At 59.3% G+C, this 19,537-nt stretch carries 20 protein-coding genes; 5 read left to right on the top strand and 15 right to left on the bottom strand.

Annotated features, from left to right (window positions below; translation table 11 throughout):
- Window positions 1-58: 58 nt before the first annotated feature.
- From purH to dsbD, 9 genes are all read right to left on the bottom strand, one after another.
- A complete protein-coding gene (gene purH, locus KZ772_RS07870) occupies window positions 59-1,627 on the bottom strand; it encodes a bifunctional phosphoribosylaminoimidazolecarboxamide formyltransferase/IMP cyclohydrolase (RefSeq protein WP_290509330.1) in 1,569 nt (522 codons plus the stop codon).
- 91 nt (window positions 1,628-1,718) lie between these two features.
- Window positions 1,719-2,000 carry a DNA-binding transcriptional regulator Fis gene (fis, locus tag KZ772_RS07865; protein ID WP_062815927.1) on the bottom strand — a complete coding sequence of 94 codons (282 nt, stop codon included), beginning with the start codon at window positions 1,998-2,000 and terminating at the stop codon, window positions 1,719-1,721.
- A 44-nt stretch (window positions 2,001-2,044) separates the two neighbouring features.
- Window positions 2,045-3,085 carry a tRNA dihydrouridine synthase DusB gene (gene dusB / locus KZ772_RS07860; protein ID WP_290539246.1) on the bottom strand — a complete coding sequence of 347 codons (1,041 nt, stop codon included), beginning with the start codon at window positions 3,083-3,085 and terminating at the stop codon, window positions 2,045-2,047.
- Window positions 3,086-3,282: 197 nt separating this feature from the next.
- Window positions 3,283-4,479 carry a zinc-ribbon and DUF3426 domain-containing protein gene (locus KZ772_RS07855; RefSeq protein ID WP_290539245.1) on the bottom strand — a complete coding sequence of 399 codons (1,197 nt, stop codon included), beginning with the start codon at window positions 4,477-4,479 and terminating at the stop codon, window positions 3,283-3,285.
- 126 nt (window positions 4,480-4,605) lie between these two features.
- A complete protein-coding gene (gene prmA, locus KZ772_RS07850; protein WP_290539244.1) occupies window positions 4,606-5,490 on the bottom strand; it encodes a 50S ribosomal protein L11 methyltransferase in 885 nt (294 codons plus the stop codon).
- A gap of 167 nt (window positions 5,491-5,657) precedes the next feature.
- Complete coding sequence (gene accC / locus KZ772_RS07845; protein WP_290539243.1) at window positions 5,658-7,007, bottom strand: acetyl-CoA carboxylase biotin carboxylase subunit; 1,350 nt, start codon at window positions 7,005-7,007, stop codon at window positions 5,658-5,660.
- A gap of 12 nt (window positions 7,008-7,019) precedes the next feature.
- On the bottom strand, window positions 7,020-7,478 hold the full coding sequence (gene accB, locus KZ772_RS07840) for an acetyl-CoA carboxylase biotin carboxyl carrier protein (protein ID WP_290539242.1): 459 nt from the start codon (window positions 7,476-7,478) through the stop codon (window positions 7,020-7,022).
- A 3-nt stretch (window positions 7,479-7,481) separates the two neighbouring features.
- Complete coding sequence (aroQ, locus tag KZ772_RS07835; protein ID WP_290539241.1) at window positions 7,482-7,922, bottom strand: type II 3-dehydroquinate dehydratase; 441 nt, start codon at window positions 7,920-7,922, stop codon at window positions 7,482-7,484.
- Window positions 7,923-8,355: 433 nt separating this feature from the next.
- Window positions 8,356-10,221: a protein-disulfide reductase DsbD gene (gene dsbD / locus KZ772_RS07830; protein ID WP_290539240.1), complete on the bottom strand. Its 1,866-nt coding sequence runs from the start codon at window positions 10,219-10,221 to the stop codon at window positions 8,356-8,358.
- Between the two features lie 236 nt (window positions 10,222-10,457).
- On the opposite strand from dsbD, the gene KZ772_RS07825 reads away from it, so the two are divergent.
- Complete coding sequence (locus KZ772_RS07825) at window positions 10,458-11,465, top strand: DUF2333 family protein (protein ID WP_290539239.1); 1,008 nt, start codon at window positions 10,458-10,460, stop codon at window positions 11,463-11,465.
- 157 nt (window positions 11,466-11,622) lie between these two features.
- On the opposite strand, the gene KZ772_RS07820 is transcribed toward KZ772_RS07825, so the two are convergent.
- Window positions 11,623-12,486: a metal-dependent hydrolase gene (locus tag KZ772_RS07820; RefSeq protein ID WP_290539238.1), complete on the bottom strand. Its 864-nt coding sequence runs from the start codon at window positions 12,484-12,486 to the stop codon at window positions 11,623-11,625.
- Between the two features lie 93 nt (window positions 12,487-12,579).
- On the opposite strand from KZ772_RS07820, the gene KZ772_RS07815 reads away from it, so the two are divergent.
- A complete protein-coding gene (locus KZ772_RS07815) occupies window positions 12,580-13,608 on the top strand; it encodes an AraC family transcriptional regulator (protein ID WP_290539237.1) in 1,029 nt (342 codons plus the stop codon).
- 235 nt (window positions 13,609-13,843) lie between these two features.
- On the opposite strand, the gene ppa is transcribed toward KZ772_RS07815, so the two are convergent.
- The 3 genes from ppa to KZ772_RS07800 form a co-directional block, all read right to left on the bottom strand.
- The gene (ppa, locus tag KZ772_RS07810; RefSeq protein WP_290539236.1) at window positions 13,844-14,374 is read right to left on the bottom strand and encodes an inorganic diphosphatase; all 531 of its coding nucleotides are present in this window, start codon (window positions 14,372-14,374) and stop codon (window positions 13,844-13,846) included.
- 162 nt (window positions 14,375-14,536) lie between these two features.
- Complete coding sequence (locus KZ772_RS07805; protein WP_290539235.1) at window positions 14,537-14,902, bottom strand: rhodanese-like domain-containing protein; 366 nt, start codon at window positions 14,900-14,902, stop codon at window positions 14,537-14,539.
- Window positions 14,899-15,081, bottom strand: a complete 183-nt coding sequence (locus tag KZ772_RS07800; protein ID WP_290539234.1) for a hypothetical protein — start codon at window positions 15,079-15,081, stop codon at window positions 14,899-14,901. The genes KZ772_RS07805 and KZ772_RS07800 overlap by 4 nt, the downstream gene beginning before the upstream one ends.
- A 140-nt stretch (window positions 15,082-15,221) precedes the next feature.
- On the opposite strand from KZ772_RS07800, the gene upp reads away from it, so the two are divergent.
- From upp to KZ772_RS07785, 3 genes are all read left to right on the top strand, one after another.
- Window positions 15,222-15,848 (top strand): uracil phosphoribosyltransferase, encoded by a 627-nt coding sequence (upp, locus tag KZ772_RS07795; RefSeq protein ID WP_290539233.1) that lies wholly within the window; start codon window positions 15,222-15,224, stop codon window positions 15,846-15,848.
- A 122-nt stretch (window positions 15,849-15,970) separates the two neighbouring features.
- On the top strand, window positions 15,971-17,269 hold the full coding sequence (locus KZ772_RS07790; protein WP_290539232.1) for a uracil-xanthine permease family protein: 1,299 nt from the start codon (window positions 15,971-15,973) through the stop codon (window positions 17,267-17,269).
- Window positions 17,270-17,493: 224 nt separating this feature from the next.
- A complete protein-coding gene (locus KZ772_RS07785) occupies window positions 17,494-18,570 on the top strand; it encodes a peptidoglycan-binding domain-containing protein (protein WP_290539231.1) in 1,077 nt (358 codons plus the stop codon).
- Window positions 18,571-18,662: 92 nt separating this feature from the next.
- Here the strand turns inward: KZ772_RS07785 and KZ772_RS07780 are convergent, their stop codons facing one another.
- Window positions 18,663-19,022, bottom strand: a complete 360-nt coding sequence (locus KZ772_RS07780; protein ID WP_290539230.1) for a hypothetical protein — start codon at window positions 19,020-19,022, stop codon at window positions 18,663-18,665.
- Between the two features lie 85 nt (window positions 19,023-19,107).
- Window positions 19,108-19,509: a VOC family protein gene (locus KZ772_RS07775; protein ID WP_290539229.1), complete on the bottom strand. Its 402-nt coding sequence runs from the start codon at window positions 19,507-19,509 to the stop codon at window positions 19,108-19,110.
- Window positions 19,510-19,537 lie beyond the last annotated feature (28 nt).

Raw genomic sequence — 19,537 nt, 5'->3', positions numbered from 1 at the left:
CGAATCGTTGTCGCAAGCAGCTTCGCGGCTCGAGCGCCGCTCCTACAGAGAGATGCTGTTAGTGACGGAAATGGCGCATGCCGGTGAAGACCATGGCCATGCCGGCTTCGTCGGCGGCGGCGATCACTTCCTCGTCGCGGATCGAGCCGCCGGGCTGGATCACGCAGCTGATGCCCACCTTGGCGGCGTTGTCGATGCCGTCGCGGAACGGGAAGAAGGCGTCGGAGGCCATGACGGAACCTTCCACCTGCAGGCCGGCATGCTCGGCCTTGATGGCGGCGATGCGGGCGGAGTTGACGCGGCTCATCTGGCCGGCGCCCACGCCCACGGTCTGGCGGTTCTTGGCGTAGACAATGGCGTTGGACTTGACGAACTTGGCCACTTTCCACGCGAAGATCAGGTCGTGCATCTCGGCTTCGGTGGGGGCACGCTTGGTGACCACTTTCAATTCACCTTCGGTGATCATGCCGATGTCACGGTCTTGTACCAGCAGGCCACCGTTGACGCGCTTGTAGTCCAGGCCTTCAGTCGCTGGGCCGTCAATCTCGCCACACACCAGTACCCGTACGTTTTTCTTGGCAGCGGTGATGGCCAGGGCCTCATCGGTGGCGGATGGCGCGATGATCACTTCCACGAACTGACGATCGACAATCGCCTGGGCGGTGGCTGCGTCCAGCTCGCGGTTGAAGGCAATGATGCCGCCGAAGGCGGATTCGGTGTCGGTTTCGAAGGCCAGGTCATAGGCCTTGCCGATGCCATCCAGGCTCACGGCCACGCCACAGGGGTTGGCGTGTTTGACGATCACGCAGGCAGGCTTGGTGAAAGACTTCACACATTCCAGCGCCGCGTCGGTGTCGGCGATGTTGTTGTAGCTCAGTTCCTTGCCCTGCAGCTGCTTGGCGGTGGCGATGGAGGCCGGCGCCGGGTTGCGCTCGGTGTAGAAGGCCGCTTTCTGGTGCGGGTTCTCGCCGTAGCGCATGTTCTGGGTCTTTTCGAAATTCAGGTTGATGGTGCGCGGGAAGTCGTCATTATTTTCCCCGACCTTCTTGCCGAAGTAGTTGGCAATGGCGCTGTCGTAGGCGGCGGTATGTTCGAACGCCTTGATGGCCAGATCGAAACGCAGGGTGTCGGACAGGGCGCCGTTGTTGGCGGCCATGTCGTCCAGCACGCGCTGGTAGTCCGCAGCGGCGGTGACAATGCCGACACTGGCGTTGTTCTTGGCGGCGGAGCGCACCATGGTGGGGCCGCCGATATCGATGTTCTCGATGGCGTCTTCCAGGGAGCAGTCCGGGTTGGCCACGGTGGCCTCGAAGGGATACAGGTTGACTACCACCAGATCAATGCGGCTGATGCCATTGTCGGCCATTACCTGTTCATCCTGGCCGCGACGGCCAAGAATGCCGCCGTGCACTTTCGGGTGCAGGGTCTTCACCCGGCCGGCCATCATTTCCGGGAAACCGGTGTAGTCGGAGACTTCGCGCACGGCGATGCCTTCGTCCTGCAGCTTCTTGTAGGTGCCGCCGGTGGAGAGGATCTCCACGCCTTGCTCGGCCAGGGCCTTTGCAAATTCGACGATACCTGTCTTGTCGGAAACACTGATCAGTGCACGTTCAACCGCGTTGCTCATGGGGTTTCACCAAGTTGCGTTCTGGAATAAGTGGTTCATTTAAAAACAAAAAAAGGGCAGTAAGGACTGCCCTTGATGATCATGGTCGTGCTTACAGCAGACCGTACTGCTTGAGCTTCTTGCGCAGGGTGCCGCGGTTCAGGCCCAGCAGCTCGGCGGCCTTGGTCTGGTTGCCGCGGGTGTACTCAAGGACTTTCTCAAGCAGCGGAATTTCCATTTCCGCCAATACCATCTGGTAAAGCTCGCTCACCGGCTCGCCGTCCAGCTGGTTGAAATAATCGTTTAACGAACGTCGCACACAATTGCGCAGGGTGTCGTGAGTCTCACTGCGCGCAATGGTCAGATGCGGCTTTCGTGCTTCAGCGGTGTTCATTTCAGTAAGTGTCCGTGCAGCGGCTGTGTTAACTGAAGAAAGGGTCATGCGGCCAAGGCTCCGTTTTTCTTCCGGGCAGACACCTCGCCATAACGACCGAAGCGTACCCGGTCGGTAGTGGCGTTTATCTGTTGGAAAAACTGCTCGATTGCCAACCGTTGATCGGTGGCATTTTCCAGTGTGTTAAATCCGCGCCGGAAGTCTTCCCCACCGGGCAGGTTTTGCGTGTACCAGCCCAGATGCTTGCGCGCGATACGCACTCCCATGAACTCTCCATAGAACTGGTGGAGTTCGGCGAGGTGCTGTTGCACGCAATCGTGGACTTCCGTTACTAACGGCGCTGCGGCTAGCGAGCCGTGCTCGAGGTAATGCAGGGTGTCCCGGAAGATCCACGGGTTCCCCTGTGCAGCGCGGCCGATCATGATACCACCCGCGCCGGTGGATTCCAGTACCCGTTTAGCTTTTTCCGGGCTATCCACGTCACCGTTAGCCATAACCGGAATATTCACTGCGGCCACCACCCGGGCAATGGAGTCGTACTCCGCGTCGCCGTTGAACTTGTCCGCACGGGTGCGGCCATGGATGGCCAGCGCCTGGATGCCTGCCGCTTCGGCGATCCGTGCGATCTCCACCGCATTGCGGTGGTCGCGATCCGGGCCGGTGCGGATTTTCAGGGTCACCGGTACATCCACGGCGGCGACAACCGCATCCAGGATGCGGGCCACCAGGTCCGGGTCGGCCAGCAGAGCGGAGCCAGCGGCGCGTTTGCACACTTTTTTTGCCGGGCAGCCCATATTGATATCAATGATCTGGGCGCCGTGATCCACATTGGCGCGGGCCGCTTCGGCCAGCATGGCTGGCTCGCCGCCGGCAATCTGCACCGACACCGGGCCCGGCTCGCCACTGTGATCAAGCCGTTGGCGTGACTTTCGAGAGTTCCACAGACGGGTGTCCGAGGTCACCATTTCCGACACCAGCAAACCTGCCCCCAGGTCCCGGCATAGACGCCGGAAAGGGCGATCCGTGACGCCGGCCATGGGGGCCAGAATCAGCGAATTGGGCAAGGTGTATGGGCCGATCTGCATAGGGTCGGTATGGCATGTGTCAAAGGGGCGCTAATGATAGTGAGCGGGGCGTGGGGATGAAAGGGCGCAGGGTAAAAAATGCGCGATTTCGGACGCCCGGTGCCGGATGACACCAGAGACGGTTGATGGTGGGCGATGCGCCCACCTCGCTCCCTCAGCGTTTGCAGGGTTCGCCGACATGGATCGGCGTCAGGCGCCTACCGCTGACTTACCTGCTCCCGGGTGTCCATTGCGGGGAGTAGGCGCAGGTTGTAATTCACCGCCTGTTCGCCCGGATCGACGATTTCCAGAGAGACATGCAAGGGAGTATTCACCGGCATGGCCTCCATATCGGTCAGGTCGCCACGCAGGTATTCTGCCGGGCTGAAGCGGCGGCTGGCCACCGGATCGCCGTTGAGGGCGCTGAAACTCAGCTCCAGTTCCGGGAACGGCTGGGGATAGCGAGCTTCATTGAACAGGATGGCATCCACGATCAGGGCGTTGGCGTAATCCGGATGGCTGCGCACCACCAGGTTGGCGCCGCGCAGTTTGCTGATGTCGGTGCGGTTGGGCAGCCGACAGCCAAGCACTCCGCAGGCCTGTTGGTAGAGCGGCCGCCATTGCGGGCTGCGGGCAAGATCGTCGAAGTTGAAGTAAGCGTATTGCCCCACCAGTATCACCAGGGCAAGCATGGACAGGGCGCTCCATTTGAACAGGCCGGACCAGTCGCGTTGTGGGCGGAACGGAGCGTCCCTTTCGCGTACCGGGCGAGACAGCGGTACTGGCTCTTCAGTCAGGTCGTCACCGAACAGGTCCAGTCCGCCGAACAGGTCATCATCGTCATCCTGGGGCGGCTTGGGTGCGGGTCTCTTTGGGGCCTGAGGTGATATCGGTTTGGGCTTGTCTGCCTGGCTCTCCCGAGGGCCAAAGCTGGCGGGTTGGCGGGCTTGCTGCTTCGGTGGCTGGTCTTCGTCGTCTTCCAGTTCCTTGAGCAGAGCTTCTGCCCATGCCTCGTCGGCATTTTCATTGTGACTGGCCCGACCGGCTCCCTGCATGTCGGAAAAGTCTTCGCCGAGCCCGGAGTCAGGGGCATCTTCATCCAGATTGATGAAGGAATCGCTCAGTTCCATGCCCTCGATGCTGGGGCCGGAGTCTGCATTGTCATCGTCATCATCGAAGGTTTGCCCATCGCTGTCCGGCACTGCAGTGGCGGTTTCGTTTTCCAGTGCCCCCGCCCAGCGATCACCGGTGGGCTCATCCCTGGCGGCGGGCGGATCAATCAGGTAGTCACTGGCTTGAAAAATCTGCAGACAGGAGCCACAACGAACCGCGCCGCGGGCCTGCTTCAGGTGTTCTTCGGTAATCTTGAACTGGGCTGCACAGTGGGGGCAGCGGGTTTTGTATTGGGCGGCCATGGCTTTCGCCTGATTGTTATTGGTGATGAGACGCAACACGCTGCACGCAGCCCCGAAATCCAGATAACGCGTGCAGATGAGTCAGGTATGTTTTACAGAAAAAGCGGGACAGGCCGCAAGGACCTGTCACTCAGTTTTACGTCGTACCCCGTCGATTCGGACCCAGTCACCCTGTTGGGTGGTGGGATTCAGGTCGAACCAGGGGGTGTAGGCGGCCCGCACCGATTCCGCCTGTTCGGCAAGAATGCCGGACAGGGCGAGGGTGCCGCCCGGGCGACAATAGCCGGCCAGTTGGCCGGCTAGTTCCACCAGCGGGCCGGCCAGGATGTTGGCCACCAGTACGTCACAGCGGTAGTCGGCGGGCAGATTCTCCGGCAGGTAGAGGCTGAGTCCGTCGGCGACGCCGTTATTGCGGGCATTATCTTCGCTGGCGGTGAGTGCCTGCGGGTCGATGTCGGTACCGGTGGCATTGCCGGCGCCCAGCAACAGGGCAGCGATAGCCAGCACCCCGGAGCCGCAGCCGAAATCCAGCACTGCCTTGCCCCGCAGGTCTGCCCGGTCCAGCCATTCCAGGCACAGGGCCGTGGTTTCGTGGGTGCCGGTACCGAAGGCCAACCCCGGATCCAGTTTCAGATTCACCGCTTGCGGGTCCGGCGACTCACTCCAGCTGGGGACGATCCACAGCCGTTCACCGAAGCGCATGGGAGCAAAGTCATCCATCCAGGCCCGTTCCCATACCTGATCATCCAGCATCTCGTGGTGGTGCGCCTGGGCGTCCAGGCCCTGCTGCTGCAGGGCGGCGAGGATCAAGGCCGGGTCACGGTCTGCATCGAACAGGGCGCTGACTACGGTGTTCTGCCACAGGGGCCTGGCACCGGGAGGCGGCTCGAAGACCGGCTGATCAGCGCCGTCGGTAAGCGTAACCGCGCAGGCGCCCATGTCTTCCAGTGCGGACTGAAAGGCATCGGCGTGGGCTTCTGTGGTCGCAAGATGTAGCTGGAGCCAGGCCATGTTGTCGCTTCGCTCTAGTTAATAGTGAACAGTTAACAGTGAATAGTTGCGCGAGAGATGCGGTTGTTATTCAGAACGCATGAGGCCGCGCACAGGGTATGGGCGCGGCCTCAGGGGGTAATATAACAGCTAACGGTGAACGCGAGCTATTCACTGTTCATTGTTAACTATTCACTGCTTCCCAGTTTTTTCTCCAGGTGGTGAATATCCACCCCGCCGGCAATGAAGGCCTTGTCCTTGAAGATCTTGTTGCGGTGCAGTTCCACATTGGTCTTGATGCCTTCCACCACGATTTCGTCCAGCGCATTCTTCATGCGCGCAAAGGCGATCTCGCGGTTTTCGCCCCAGGTGATCAGCTTGCCGATCAGGGAGTCATAGTAGGGGGGCACGGTGTAGCCGCTGTAGATATGGGAATCCACCCGCACACCGTTGCCGCCGGGGGCGTGGAAGTAGGTGATCTTGCCGGGGCAGGGGGTGAAGCGCACCGGGTCTTCCGCGTTAACGCGAACCTCGATGGCATGGCCCTGGAAGGTGATGTCGGATTGCTGCAGCTGCAGGCCTTCGTCGCTGGCAATACGCAGTTGTTCCTTGACGATGTCGACACCAGTGATCATTTCAGTGACCGGGTGTTCCACCTGCACGCGGGTGTTCATTTCAATGAAGTAGAAGCCTTCATTTTCGTAGAGGAACTCGAAGGTGCCAGCACCCCGGTAATTGATTTCCTTGCAGGCATTGACGCAGCGCTCGGCCACTTCGTCTTTCAGGTGCTGGGGGATGCCCGGCGCCGGTGCCTCTTCCACCACTTTCTGGTGACGACGTTGCAGGGAACAGTCCCGGTCGCCCAGGTGGATGGCATGCCCGGCGCCGTCTGCCAGTACCTGCACTTCCACGTGACGGGGCTTCTGCAGGAACTTTTCCATGTAGACGGTGGCGTCGCCGAAGGCGTTCTTGGCTTCGGAGCGAGTCAGGGTGATGGCGTTGAGCAGGTGCTTGGCGTCTTCCACCACGCGCATGCCGCGGCCACCGCCGCCGGCGGCGGCCTTGATGATCACCGGGTAGCCGATCTTTTCGGCCATGGCCAGGGAGGCATCGCCATCGTCACCCAGGGGGCCGTCGGAGCCGGGCACGGTGGGAACACCGGCTTTCTTCATGGCTTCAATGGCGGCCACCTTGTTGCCCATCAAGCGGATGGTCTCCGCCTTGGGGCCGATAAAGGTGAAGCCGGAGCGTTCCACGCTTTCGGCAAAGTCCGCATTTTCTGCGAGAAAACCGTAACCTGGGTGAATGGCGTCCGCGTCGGTCACTTCTGCGGCACTGATGATCGCCGGGATGTTCAGGTAGGACTCGGTGGAGGAGGCCGGGCCGATGCAGACCGCCTCGTCGGCCAGCCGCACGTGCATCAGATCCCGGTCCGCCTTGGAATAAACCGCCACGGTGCGAATGCCCAGCTCCTTGCAGGCGCGCAGGATGCGCAGGGCGATTTCGCCGCGGTTGGCAATGACAACCTTTTCCAGCATGAGATGCCTCCGTTAAACGATGGAGAACAGAGGCTGATCGAACTCAACCGGTTCGCCGTCTTCCACAAGGATGGCATCAATGGTGCCGGACTTGTCCGCTTCGATCTGGTTCATCATCTTCATGGCTTCAACGATGCACAGCACGTCGCCGGCCTGGACTTTCTTGCCCACTTCCACAAAGGAAGACGCGCCCGGTGACGGGGAACGATAGAAGGTGCCAACCATGGGGGAGCGCACCAGATGGCCACTGGGCGTATTGTCGGCCGGGGCCGGGGCTTCGGCGGTAGCAGCCGGTGCCTGGGCGGGTGCGGGCGCAGTGGCCTGCGGGGCGGCATAGTAGTGTGCTGGCGCTGCCGGGTGACGGGAGCCGCGGCTGATGCGCACGGACTCTTCTCCTTCACAGATCTCCAGCTCTTCAATGCCGGACTCTTCCAGCAGCTCAATCAGTTTTTTGACCTTGCGAATATCCATGTATTAACCATCCAGTTGTTCAAGGGCGGCGGTCAGCGCCAGCTGGTAGCCGGTAGCGCCAAGCCCGCAGATAACGCCCCGGGCAATATCGGAAAAATAAGAGTGATGGCGGAAGCTTTCCCGGGCATGCACGTTGGACAGGTGCACCTCGATAAAGGGGATGTCCACCGCCAGCAGGGCGTCACGCAGGGCCACGCTGGTATGAGTGAATGCCGCCGGATTGATGATGATGAAGTCGATGCCTTCGGTGCGGGCATCGTGGATCCGTTCAACCAGCTCGTATTCCGCGTTGCTTTGCAGATGCTGCAGGTGGTGGCCCGCATCGCCGGCCTGGGCCTGCAATTGCTGATTGATATCGGCCAGGGTGGTATGGCCGTACTTGTCCGGCTCGCGGGTGCCGAGCAGGTTCAGGTTTGGGCCATGTAAGACCAGTATGGAAGCCAAAACAGGTCCCCCCTGGGGAATTTGTCGTTATCTACCGTGAACGTGCAGGAAATACCCCGGTTATCCCGGCGTTTCTGGCACTTGTGCAATACTAGGGGGAAATCATGACAGAAAAAAGGGTTTTACAACATTCGTTACAAGTTGCCGGAAGATGCCGTGCAATCGGTACTGTTTCACGGTTTTTGTTTGGGTGGGGCTCCATCGCTTTCCGTAGGAGCGTCGCTGGCGGCGCGATCATCAAACGTCGAAGGAAAAGGCGTCTACCACAGAGGGCACAGAGCACACAGAGGTAAAACAGGTTTTCTCAGTGATCTCTGTGTCCTCTGTGGTGAAAGTGCTTTTGATCGTGGCCAGCTATCGCGCCGCCAGCGACGCTCCTACGGCAACGGCAACGGCAACGGCAACGGCAAGGGCATGGAGTCGTGGCGGGGCATCAAAGCCCCGGCATGACCCGTTTGTCCAGGTGCTCCAGAAACCGTTCCGGTTTCATTTCGCCCAGCACCCGGGATTCCGGCAGTTCCGGGCCTGCCGGGGTGAAGAACACCAGTGCCGGCAGGCCGAGGATGTTGTACTGCTCCATGATCGCCTGGCTGTCCGCATTGATCTCGGTGATATCCACCCGGTAGAGGTCGAAGCCTTCCATGGCGGCCAGTACCTGCGGGTCGCTGAGGGTGGTTTCTTCCAATACCTTGCAGGCCACGCACCACTCGGCAAAGAAATCCACCAGCACCGGTTTGCCGGCCCGGCGGGAATCGGCCAGGGCGGCATTAAGATTGTCGCGGCCAAGGATAGTCTGCCAGGGACCGTGATCGGCCGGGGCGCTGGCGGTGTCTGTGACCGGCGCCGATTGTGTCATCGGCGCCAGGGGTTGCAGCGGGTCGTCGCCACCACTGAGTGCTCCGACGATCATTACCGAGCCATAAAGAGCCAGCACCAGGGCGATGCCGCGCTTGAGTCGGGCAATCCCTTCGCCGGCGGCTTCCAGGGCGCCAAGCTGCACGCCGTAGACCGCCAGCAGCAGACCGTAAAGGCCCAGGGTAATGGTGCCGCTGATGATGCGGTCCAGCAGCCAGATGGCCACCCCCAGCATGACCACACCGAAAAAGCGTTTGATCTCTTCCATCCACATGCCGGCCCGGGGTAGCAGGCTGCCGCCACCGGTACCAAACATGATCAGCGGTACACCCATGCCCATGGACAGGGCGAACAGGGAGGCCCCCCCGGTGAGGGCGTCGCCGCTGGCGGCCACATAGATCAGTGCCCCGGCCAGAATCGGTGTCACACAGGGAGAGACCACAAGAGCAGAGATGGTGCCCATGATGGCGGCACCGACCAGACTGCCGCGTTTGGCCTCGCCGGGCTGGTGCAACCTGTTACGCAGAAAGGCGGGCAGTTGCAGCTCATAGAGGCCGAACATGGACAGCGCCAGCAGCACGAAGATCACGGTGGAGGTAATGATGGCCGCCGGTTGTTGCAGTAGGACCTGCAGGTTCAGCCCGGCGCCAAATACCGCAACCAGCAGCCCCGCCAGGGTGTAGGGCACCGCCATACCGAGTACATAGCTGGTGCTCAGCACAAAGCCGCGGCTGGCACTGGGTTCCTTCTCACCGGCAATGATCCCGGACAGGATCGGCACCATGGGGAACACACAGGGTGTGAATGCCAGCAGCAGCCCGCCCACGAAAAACAGGCCGATGACCAGGCCCAGGGAGCGGTCGTTCATCCACCGGTTAAAGGCATTGGCGTCTTCGGATTGCAGGGTGCCGAGAAAACTGTCGTCATCGTTGCGGGTGCTGGCGGACTCACTGGAGGGGGCCGCGGTCGCGGCCGGGGACTTTTTTGCCGGTGCCGGATTGGCCAGGGGGATGACCTTTTTGGTGGGTGGGTAGCACAGGGTATCCTCGATGCAGCCCTGGTAGCGTACTTCCAGCTCGGTGGCCACCAGCGGTACGCTGGTTACCGGCAGGGCCAGGGAAAGCCGGTCATAGTAGACCTTCACATCCCCGAAAATTTCGTCGGTCTTGTCCTTGCCGGGGGGCAGGGCATAGTCGGCGAAATCCTCCAATACATTGCCGTTCTGGTCACGCAGGCTGAAACCGAAACGGTGCTGGTACAGGTAAACGTCGTCGATCAGCTCGAAATCCAGCAGCAACTGCTGGTTGTCCCAGTCCGCATCCGTGACAAGTTGGATGGCTTCGTCCACGGTAGGTAGCGGGTCGTCCCCGAACAGATCACTGGCACCCGCCCACACCGGGAAAAGCGCAATAATGAAAAGTAGCGGTTGCCAAGCTGATCGCATGCCTGTCTCCTGTGATGGCCACTGCTTCGATGCGCAAAAGGGCGGGAAGTTTCATTGGCGGCAACCCGCAAAGTCCGGCAGTGCAGTGGCGTCGGGCCGCTATTCTCGCCAGTGGGCGTGCAGAAGGCAAAGGGTGTCGACCCGGGCGGTGCATATTTCTGGCCGGGTGCAGGGGATTTGGGTTTTCACCGTCGGCCTATTGTATAGTTATTCGCAGATGGATCTTGGGAGTGATCATGAGTAACGAAAAATTCACAGAAAAAATGGGCGATGCCGTGCTCGACCCTCGCAATAACAGGATCTGGAAGGGTGTGCTCTGGCTGCTCGGGTTGTTGTTGCTCGTGGATGTTCTGCTCAGCTGGTACTGGAGCCAGGAGCCGGATCTGCGTGAATTGCCCAAGCGCGACAATGCGGTTGCCGGGGAAACCATCGCCCGTGAGCTGATATTCGTTGCGGACACCTTGCTATCCAAACCGGGGGGCTATCTCAGTAATGACATCCTCCCCCACCGTCTGTGGATGGATAACATGCCATCCTGGGAATACGGTGTGCTGGTGCAGGTTCGTGATTTCACCCGGGTGCTGCGTCGTGACATGAGCCGTTCCCAGTCCCAGAGTCAGGAGGACCGGGATCTGGCCATCGCCGAGCCCCAGTTCAACTTCGACGCGCAAAGCTGGGCCATGCCCGCAACGGAAAGCGAATACCGCCGGGGTATCAAGGCGCTGGAGCGTTACCTGGATCGTCTCACCGATGCCGACGAAGGTGACGGCAAGTTTTATTCCCGGGCCGATAATCTCAACTACTGGCTCAACGAAGTTCAGAGCCGGCTGGGTTCTCTGAGCCTGAAACTCAGTCAGAGTGTCGGGCGCAGTGAGCTGAACATGGATGTGGGCAGTGCCGAGTCTGTTGCCAAGCCTGGCAATGAGGAAGACTTCGTGAAAACGCCCTGGTTGAAGATCGACGATGCGTTTTACGAAGCTCGAGGAGCCACCTGGGCATTGACGCAACTGATGCGTGCCGCTGAGGTGGATTTCGCTGAAGTGCTGCGCAAAAAGAACGCCACTGTCAGCTTCCGCCAGATGGTCCGTGAACTGGAAGCCACCCAGGAAACCCTCTGGAGCCCGTTGATTCTCAATGGCGATGGTTTCGGCATGCTGGCCAACCATTCCCTGGTGATGGCCAACTATGTATCCCGTGCCAATGCGGCGCTGGTGGATCTGAGGAAGTTGCTTCAGGAAGGGTGAGAACGGCAGTTAACAGTTAACAGCTGCGCGCAAAGCGTTGGCTGTTATTCGAAGCAAAGAGGCCGCGCCCAAGCTCTGGGCGCGGCCTCTTGCGTTTACGGCAAAACAAAGATTGGGCGCATCGCTGTTAACTATTCACTGTTAACTATTCACTAAATCACGCCGCATCCTTTTCCTTCACCTGCGGCAGGCTGGCCCGCCATTTTTCGATCAGGGCGCTGTTATCGTCTTCCCAGGGGTGGAAGCCGGGTTTCAGGTAGCTGAACCAGGCGGGGATGACGCTGCTGATGACGCCGCGGTAACCGAAGCCCTTCCACAGGCCTTTGGCCAGGGTCAGCGGCTGGCGGTGGATGCCGTCGCGTTTGAGCATCTGCCAGGTGAAATAGGAGGTGAAGCCCACCAGGTAGGCCGAGCCAGACAGGAAGGTGCGCTGACGTTCCAGGTAGTTGTCGCTCACGTCCTTGTACAGATCGTAGGCCACCGCCTTGTGTTCGGTTTCCTCGATGGCATGCCAGACCCACAGGTTGCGTACCGACGGGTGCATTTTTTCCACCAGGTCCGGGCGGCGCAGGATGGCGTCGGCAAGAATCGCGGTGATGTGTTCCAGCCCGGCGGTGGCCGCCAGTTGTTGCTGCTGGCTCATGTACTTGCGGGCGCCGGCCAGCAGCTTGCGGGTCACCGCCAGGGCGTGATCAACGATATCGTCGTACTGGCCTTCGGCAAACAGATCATTGAAGGCCTGATGTTCCAGCGAGTGCATGGCTTCCTGACCGATAAAACCGGAAATATCTTTCTGCCGGTTCGGGCCTTTTGCCTGGTCGCGCAGGGCGCGCACGGAATCCACGAAGAAACGCTCGCCATCCGGGAAGGTCAGCGACATCACGTTCAGCACATGGGTGAGCACCGGGTCGTTGTCGAACCAGTAGGGCTGCTCTTCCAGGCCCTCGAAGGTGAACCTCATGCGGCGGGGAGTAATGCTGATGGCCGGGGTTTTCCTTTTTTTCATCAGTCGTAGCTTCATTGGTGTCTCCTCAAGATGTCATTGCTGACATCACTCAATGACATCTACTATGCGAGGTCTTGCAGTCAAGGTCTTGTCGTGGAGGGCCAACAAATGGTGAGTTCGGGCCGTCCCTGGGGAAATGCCGGGATACCGGGTATTTATGTGGTATTGCTCTATGACGTGCTGGCGGGCATGGAGCTGGATGCCCCGTCCCTGCTGGCGGGGCTGGGGGTGAGCCGCGACGAGTTGCTGGCCCCGGACCGGCGGGTATCCATGTCCCTGGCCCAGACCGTGGCCGAGCGGGGGGTGGCCATGGTCGGGGAGCAGGGGCTGGGATTTCGCTATGCCCGTGCCATGAGCATCACCCTGCACGGGCCTGTGGGGCTGCTGGCCCTGTCCAGCGCCAGCGCCCAGGATGCGCTGGATGCAGCGTGCCGGTTTCTGGGGCTGCGGGCCCCGTTTCTGGTCATTGACCAGACCCGCCAGGGAGAGCTTGCCCATCTCCAGCTCCGCAGCACGGCAAACCTGGGCGTGGCCCATGATTTTGTTGTCGAAGCCATGCTGGTAGGACTGGTATTCATGATCGAGCAGTTGCTGGATGCGCCCCCGCAGGGCCTGGAGATTCGCCGCCGGGGACCAGCGCCTGCCTATCTGTCGACCCTTAAACAGGAAGTGGGCGTGCCGGTGCTGTTTGATCAGGATGAGGATGCCCTGGTCTTTCCCCAGTCGGCTCTGGCGGCTCGGCCGCGTCTGGCTGACCCGCAAGTGGCAGCCCTGGCCCGGGAGCAATGCGAGCTGGAGTTCCGGCAGTGGCGTACCGAGGAAGACGGGGTCATGGCTGAGCGAATCCGCGGTGCCCTGCAGGATCGCCCCGCGCCGCTGCCGTCGCTGGAGGCCATGGCAGAAAAACTGTCGGTGTCACCACGGACCCTCAAGCGTCACCTGCAACAGTCCGGTCTCAGTTATCGTCAGCTTCAGGATGAGGAGCGTTATCGTCAGGCTCAGCGTTTGCTGGCGCAGCCGGATAACAGTATCAGCGAGGTGGCCTATGCGCTGGGGTATAACGATGTGGCCAACTTCTCCAAGGCGTTCAAGCGTTGGAGTGGGGCAACGCCACGGGCCTATCGGGAGCAGAGATAAGGGCAGAATCTTAGCTCCTAGCTCCTAGCTCCTAGCTGCGAGCTACAAGCTAGAAGCCGCGGGAAGGCCTGGTGGGGAAAGCTATGCCGTGCCCGCGCACGGAGCCTGCCAGGGAGATCAAGGCACCTGAAAAAGAAAAGGCCGCGCCCTGTGATAGGGGCGCGGCCTTTTTACTTGCTGCTTACCGCGACACTATCTCGCGTTGCAACTTGAAGCTTGTGGCTTGCAGCTCGCCTTACGCTTTCTCGTAGGCTTCTACGGACTTCAGGATCTCGGCTTTGGCGGCTTCAGCGCCGTCCCAGCTATCTACCTTCACCCACTTGCCGGCTTCCAGCTCTTTGTAGTGCTCGAAGAAGTGCTTGATCTGGGCCAGCAGCAGCTCGGGCAGATCGTTGATGTCTTTTACGTTGTCGTAGATCTTGGTCAGCTTGGTGTGCGGTACTGCCACCAACTTGGCATCTTTACCGGCTTCGTCGGTCATGTTCAGGATGCCGACCGGACGGCAGCGGATCACGGAGCCGGGAACCACCGGGTAAGGGGTTACAACCAGCACGTCCAGCGGGTCGCCGTCTTCGGACAGGGTGTTGGGGATGTAGCCGTAGTTGGCCGGGTAGAACATGGGGGTTGCCATGAAGCGGTCGACGAATACGGCGTTGCTGTCTTTGTCGATCTCGTACTTGATCGGGTCAGCGTTGGCCGGGATCTCGATGACCACGTAGATGTCTTCCGGAATCTCTTTCCCGGCGGGAACCTTAGCAAAATCCATGATCTATCCTTCTCAAACAGGGTTGGTGGTGGGCGCGGATTATAGCAATGCAAGGCGGTTCCGGCTAATGGCGGAAAGTCGTAGCCGAAGGAGTAAGGATAATGGCTTTATGGTCAATGAGTTAGGGAGCCCCTGCTGGGCTCCCGGGCGGTTGTGAGCGGGTTATTGGGCTTCGCTCCAGGCGGGATAGTTGCCCTCCAGCAGCCGTACCTTCTTGAAACCGGCATCCTCCAGCACGGTGGCAGCGGCGCTGGCGCGGCGACCGGACACGCAGTACAGCACGATTTCCTGTTTGCGGTACTGCTTGAGCATGTCCAGATGCTGCTCCATCTGTTTGGCCGGCACCATGATGGCGCCGGGAATGTGGCCGGCCAGGTACTCATCCTCATCACGGACATCAATGATTATGGGGGCCCGGTCGGCCTGCATGGCCTGTTTGAGCTCGTTGATGCTGATACTGTCAGCAGCCCACAGTGGGGCGGCGAGAATGCTTAGCAGCACCAGTAGACCCAGACTGATACGTTTCATGACGCTGACTCCTGTCGGGTTTGCCATTCCTGCAACTCTTCCCACAGCTTTTCCGCGTCCCGCACCATACTGGCAATGGAGGGTTTGGCAGTGGGGTTGGAAAAACTGGCTGCCAGCGCGCGGCTGGCACATTCATACACGAACGCCTGTTTTGACAACTCGTCGAGGGTTTTGCTCACGGGATCTCCTTTTTACTTTATGACGCTACCACCGCTGTGATCCGGAGAACAGTGACAGGTGCACGGCAGTGACTTTTGCGGTGTAAGCGGCACAATACTGGCCATCTGTACTTCGCCACCCGGTCCCAAGGAGCGTGTCCATGTCAGTCCATGAAATCACCCACCCTCTGATCAAACACAAGCTGGGCCTGCTGCGCCAGCAGAACCTGAGCACCCGCAGCTTTCGGCAACTCACCGCGGAAGTCGGCAGCCTGCTGACCTATGAGGCCACCAGCGATCTGGAGCTGGAAGAGTATCAGGTGGACACCTGGATGGGCCCGGCGCCGGCCCAGCGCATCAAGGGCAAGAAGGTCACGGTGGTGCCGATCCTGCGTGCCGGCATCGGCATGCTCGATGGGGTGCTGGAGCTGATTCCCAGCGCCAAGGTCAGCGTAGTGGGAGTGTACCGCAATGAGGAGACCCTGGAGCCGGTGGCCTACTTTGAAAAGCTGGCCCACGATATTGATAAACGCCTGGCGCTAGTGGTGGACCCCATGCTGGCGACCGGTGGCTCTCTGGTAGCGTGCATCGACATGCTGAAAAAGGCGGGCTGCCAACAGATCCGTGCCCTGGTGCTGGTGGCGGCGCCAGAAGGCATTGAAAAGGTAAGGGCAGCCCATCCGGATGTGGCGATTTACACCGCCTCGGTGGATCAGGGGCTCAATGAGGATGGCTATATCATCCCCGGTCTGGGCGACGCCGGGGATAAAATCTTCGGTACTCGCTAACCGCCCTTGGAGCCGGTTCAAAGGCGAAGGCTGGCTGCAGTCACCCTGCGCTTTGTGAGCAAGGCTCCAACAATATTTCGCGGCGCCGAATTCAACGCACGGACCCAAAGGGAGCCCCTGGTATGCAACAGCCTGGATTCTGGAACTGGAAAATCATCCTTATCGGTGCGCAGATGCTGTTCGTGGCTTTCGGTGCCATGGTGCTGATGCCGTTGCTCACCGGGCTGGACCCCAGTGTGGCCCTGTTCACCGCCGGCCTTGGCACGCTGTTGTTCCAGTGGATCACCCGCCGCTCGGTGCCGGTGTTCCTGGCGTCCTCCTTTGTATTTGTGGCGCCCATTGCCCACGGCGTCGAACAGTGGGGTGTTTCTGCCACCATGGGTGCGCTGCTGTGTACTGCGGTGGTCTACGTGGTGCTGGGGGGGCTGGTGAAATGGCATGGTCCGGGATTTCTGCACCGGCTGATGCCGCCGGTGGTCACCGGCCCTATCATCATGGTGATAGGGTTAAGCTTGGCGCCCACGGCGGTGAACTTTGCCATGGGCATGACCGGCAACGGCGCCGAGCGACTTTTCCCCTATGGTGAGGCGTTGCTGGTTTCCATGGTGGCGCTGCTTGGCACCATGCTGGTGGCGACGTTGGGGCACGGTCTGTTTCGCTTGTTGCCGATTCTTTGTGGTGTGGTCAGTGGTTACCTGGTAGCCCTGCTGATGGGGATGGTGGATTTCACGGCGGTAGAACAGGCGGGCTGGTTGGCCATGCCGGACTTCGTGGCGCCCAGCTTCCAGTGGCAGGCGATCCTGTTCATGGTGCCGGTGGCCCTGGCACCGGCCATCGAACACGTGGGTGACGTACTGGCGATCAGCAGCGTCACCGGCAAGGATTATATCCGCAAACCCGGCCTGCACCGCACCCTCACTGGCGATGGTATCGCCAGCATGGCCGCCGCTCTGTTCGGTGGCCCGCCCAATACCACCTACTCGGAAGTCACCGGGGCGGTGATGCTGACGAAAGTGTTCAATCCGGTGGTGATGACATGGACTGCGTTATTTGCCATCAGCCTGGCGTTTATCGGTAAATTCGGTTTGCTGCTGCAAAGCATTCCTACCCCGGTCATGGGCGGCATTCTGATTCTCATGTTTGGCTCCATCGCCAGTGTCGGCATGAGCACCCTGATCAAGGCACGGGTAGATCTCAACGCCCAACGCAACCTGGTGATTGTGGCGGTGACTCTGATCTTCGGTATCGGTGGCATGGTGATGGGCAATGGTGATTTCACCTTGCAGGGCATCAGTCTGTGCGGGCTGGTGGCGGTGATTCTAAATCAGGTTCTGCCGGTTGTGCGGGGCGCCAGTGATGATCTGAATGAAGAGCGCGCCTATGTGAAAGATGTTCTGGAGCACGGCAAAGAGAAAAAGTAATTGGTACCTACGTGCTTTTGTTTTTGCGCTTTTATACTTTTGGTAAGCAAAAAGTTTTTCATGAATAAAAAGTTTTTTGCTTACTATTTTACAAACGGGATTGCTAAAAATAATTTTCGGAAAGTTTTTTTGTAAAATTACATCTTTGTAACTGTTTCTGTCATTTTATTTGAGCATTGTTTGTCCCTGATGAAATCAAGGAAGCCTGTAAAAGGGAACAGACTATGAAACTTAATCGTCTCATGTTACCGGCCATTGTTGCCGCTCTTGCCACCGGTTGTGCCAGCAACCAGACCGTTCAGGAAAGTGCTGAATATCAGTCGCTGCAAAGTCAGCAGCAGCAACTCGAACAGGAAAATCAGCAGCTGCGTGCTGCGTTGAGCTCCAACCAACAGCAGCCCGCTCCAGCGCCGGCATCTTCCGAGACCGGTAACCAACTTCTTCCTCCCAATGCCAAGCCCGGCCATTGTTATGCTCGGGTTGTCATTCCGGAAACCTACAAGACCGAAATGCAGCGTGTCATGGTGTCTCAGGAAGACAGCAGGATCACCACCACTCCCGCTCGTTATGAAACCGTGCAGGAGCAGGTCCTCGTCAGCGAAGCCTATGACAAGCTGAAAGTGATTCCGGCCACCTACAAGACAGTGACAGAGAAAGTGCTGGTGAAAGAAGCCACCAGCAAGCTGATCACCAAACCGGCCGAATACAAGACTGTTACCGAGCAGGTGTTGGTCAAGCCTGCCTACACCACCTGGAAGAAAGGCCGTGGCCCCATCGAGAAAATCGATGATTCCACTGGTGAAATCATGTGTCTGGTGGAAGTGCCTGCGGAATATAAAACCGTTAGCCGTAAAGAGCTGGTACAGCCTGAACGTACCGAAGAAGTAAAAATCCCCGCGGTGTACAAGACCGTCACCAAGAAAGTGGTTGATCAGCCCGCGCGGACTGAAACGATTACTGTTCCGGCGGTGTACAAGACCGTTGAAGTGGTTAAACAGGTAGAGCCGCCGAAAGAGCAGAAGACGGTTATTCCTGCCGTGTACAAGGACGTGCCCAAGCAGGTCAAGGTGACCGATGCGGATATGGAATGGCGCGAAATCCTGTGCGAAACCAACACCACCCAGGATGTGGTCCGTCGTCTCCAGAAAGCCCTGGAAGCGAAAGGCTATGATCCGGTGTGGATTGATGGTGTCTACGGCTCCAAGACCCGCGCAGCTGTGGTCGCTTACCAGAAGGACAATGATTTGGCTTCCGGTCAGCTGACCATGCAGACGCTGGACCACCTGGGCGTGAAACTGTAACGTCCTGCTCCTTCCTAGTATTAGGGCCGGCTTTTGCCGGCCTTTTTTTGTGCTCGTGAAAGCGCTACTTTCTCATCGGGGCTTTATGTGCCTCAGTGTGCCGATACCAGATGAATAATATTGGATGGGCTTGAGATCCAGAATGCCTGAAAACCGGCCGGCAAGGGTTCAATGTCATCGCGGCGGTGGAGTCCTTGCGCCTTGACATATTGCGAGGCCTGGCCAATATCGTTGGTGACAATTTCCAGCCATATCTCGGCCTGGCTGATCCCGGGCTCGTAGTCCAGCCAGAGCACCTTGTCACCAAACTCGAATCTCGGCGTATCAGCTGAATTGCCGCTGGAAATTTCCTTGAGTCGAAGCACATCCCTGTAAAAGCGCACTGTGTCTTGATGCTCGTGGGCGGGCACTTTCATGGCGATGTTTTTGCCGGGCTGAAATTTCAGGTCCATAAATCCACCTCCTGATTGTGGTTGCAGCCTGGCGGGCATGGCGAAATCTGCCCCAAAGTAAAACCGGTTATTCGGACGTAACGGATTACGCTGACTTCAACGAGATCTGCCAGGACACGCCAAAACGATCCTGCAGCCAGCCAAAGCAGGGGTTGAATCCATAGTCGTCCAGCGGCATGAGCGATTTGCCCTTTTTTGCCAGGGCGGCAAAGACGCGTTCTACGGTTGGCCTGTCGTCCAGGGTCAAACACAGCGACGTGGATGGCGTGAAATCAAACCCATGGGTCACCGGGCTGTCGATGCAGTGCACGGTGGTATTTCCTATGGCAAACACGGCTTCCTGAACGCTGCCTTCCTTGCCAGGGCCTTCCGGCCCGAAGAGATCCTTGCGAACCAGGGTAAAGCCGGGAATGGCATCCGCGTACAAGGCCAGGGCCTGGTTGGCCTGGCCCTGGTACATCAGTTGTACCGTTAGTTGTGTGCTCACGATTCCTCCGTTCCGAAAGCGAGACGAT

This window comes from Alcanivorax sp. (assembly GCF_019431375.1).
Classification (GTDB): Bacteria; Pseudomonadota; Gammaproteobacteria; order Pseudomonadales; family Alcanivoracaceae; genus Alcanivorax; species Alcanivorax jadensis_A.
The sequence above is the reverse complement of the archived record's forward strand: the minus strand, read 5'-3'. Positions and strand labels throughout refer to the sequence as shown.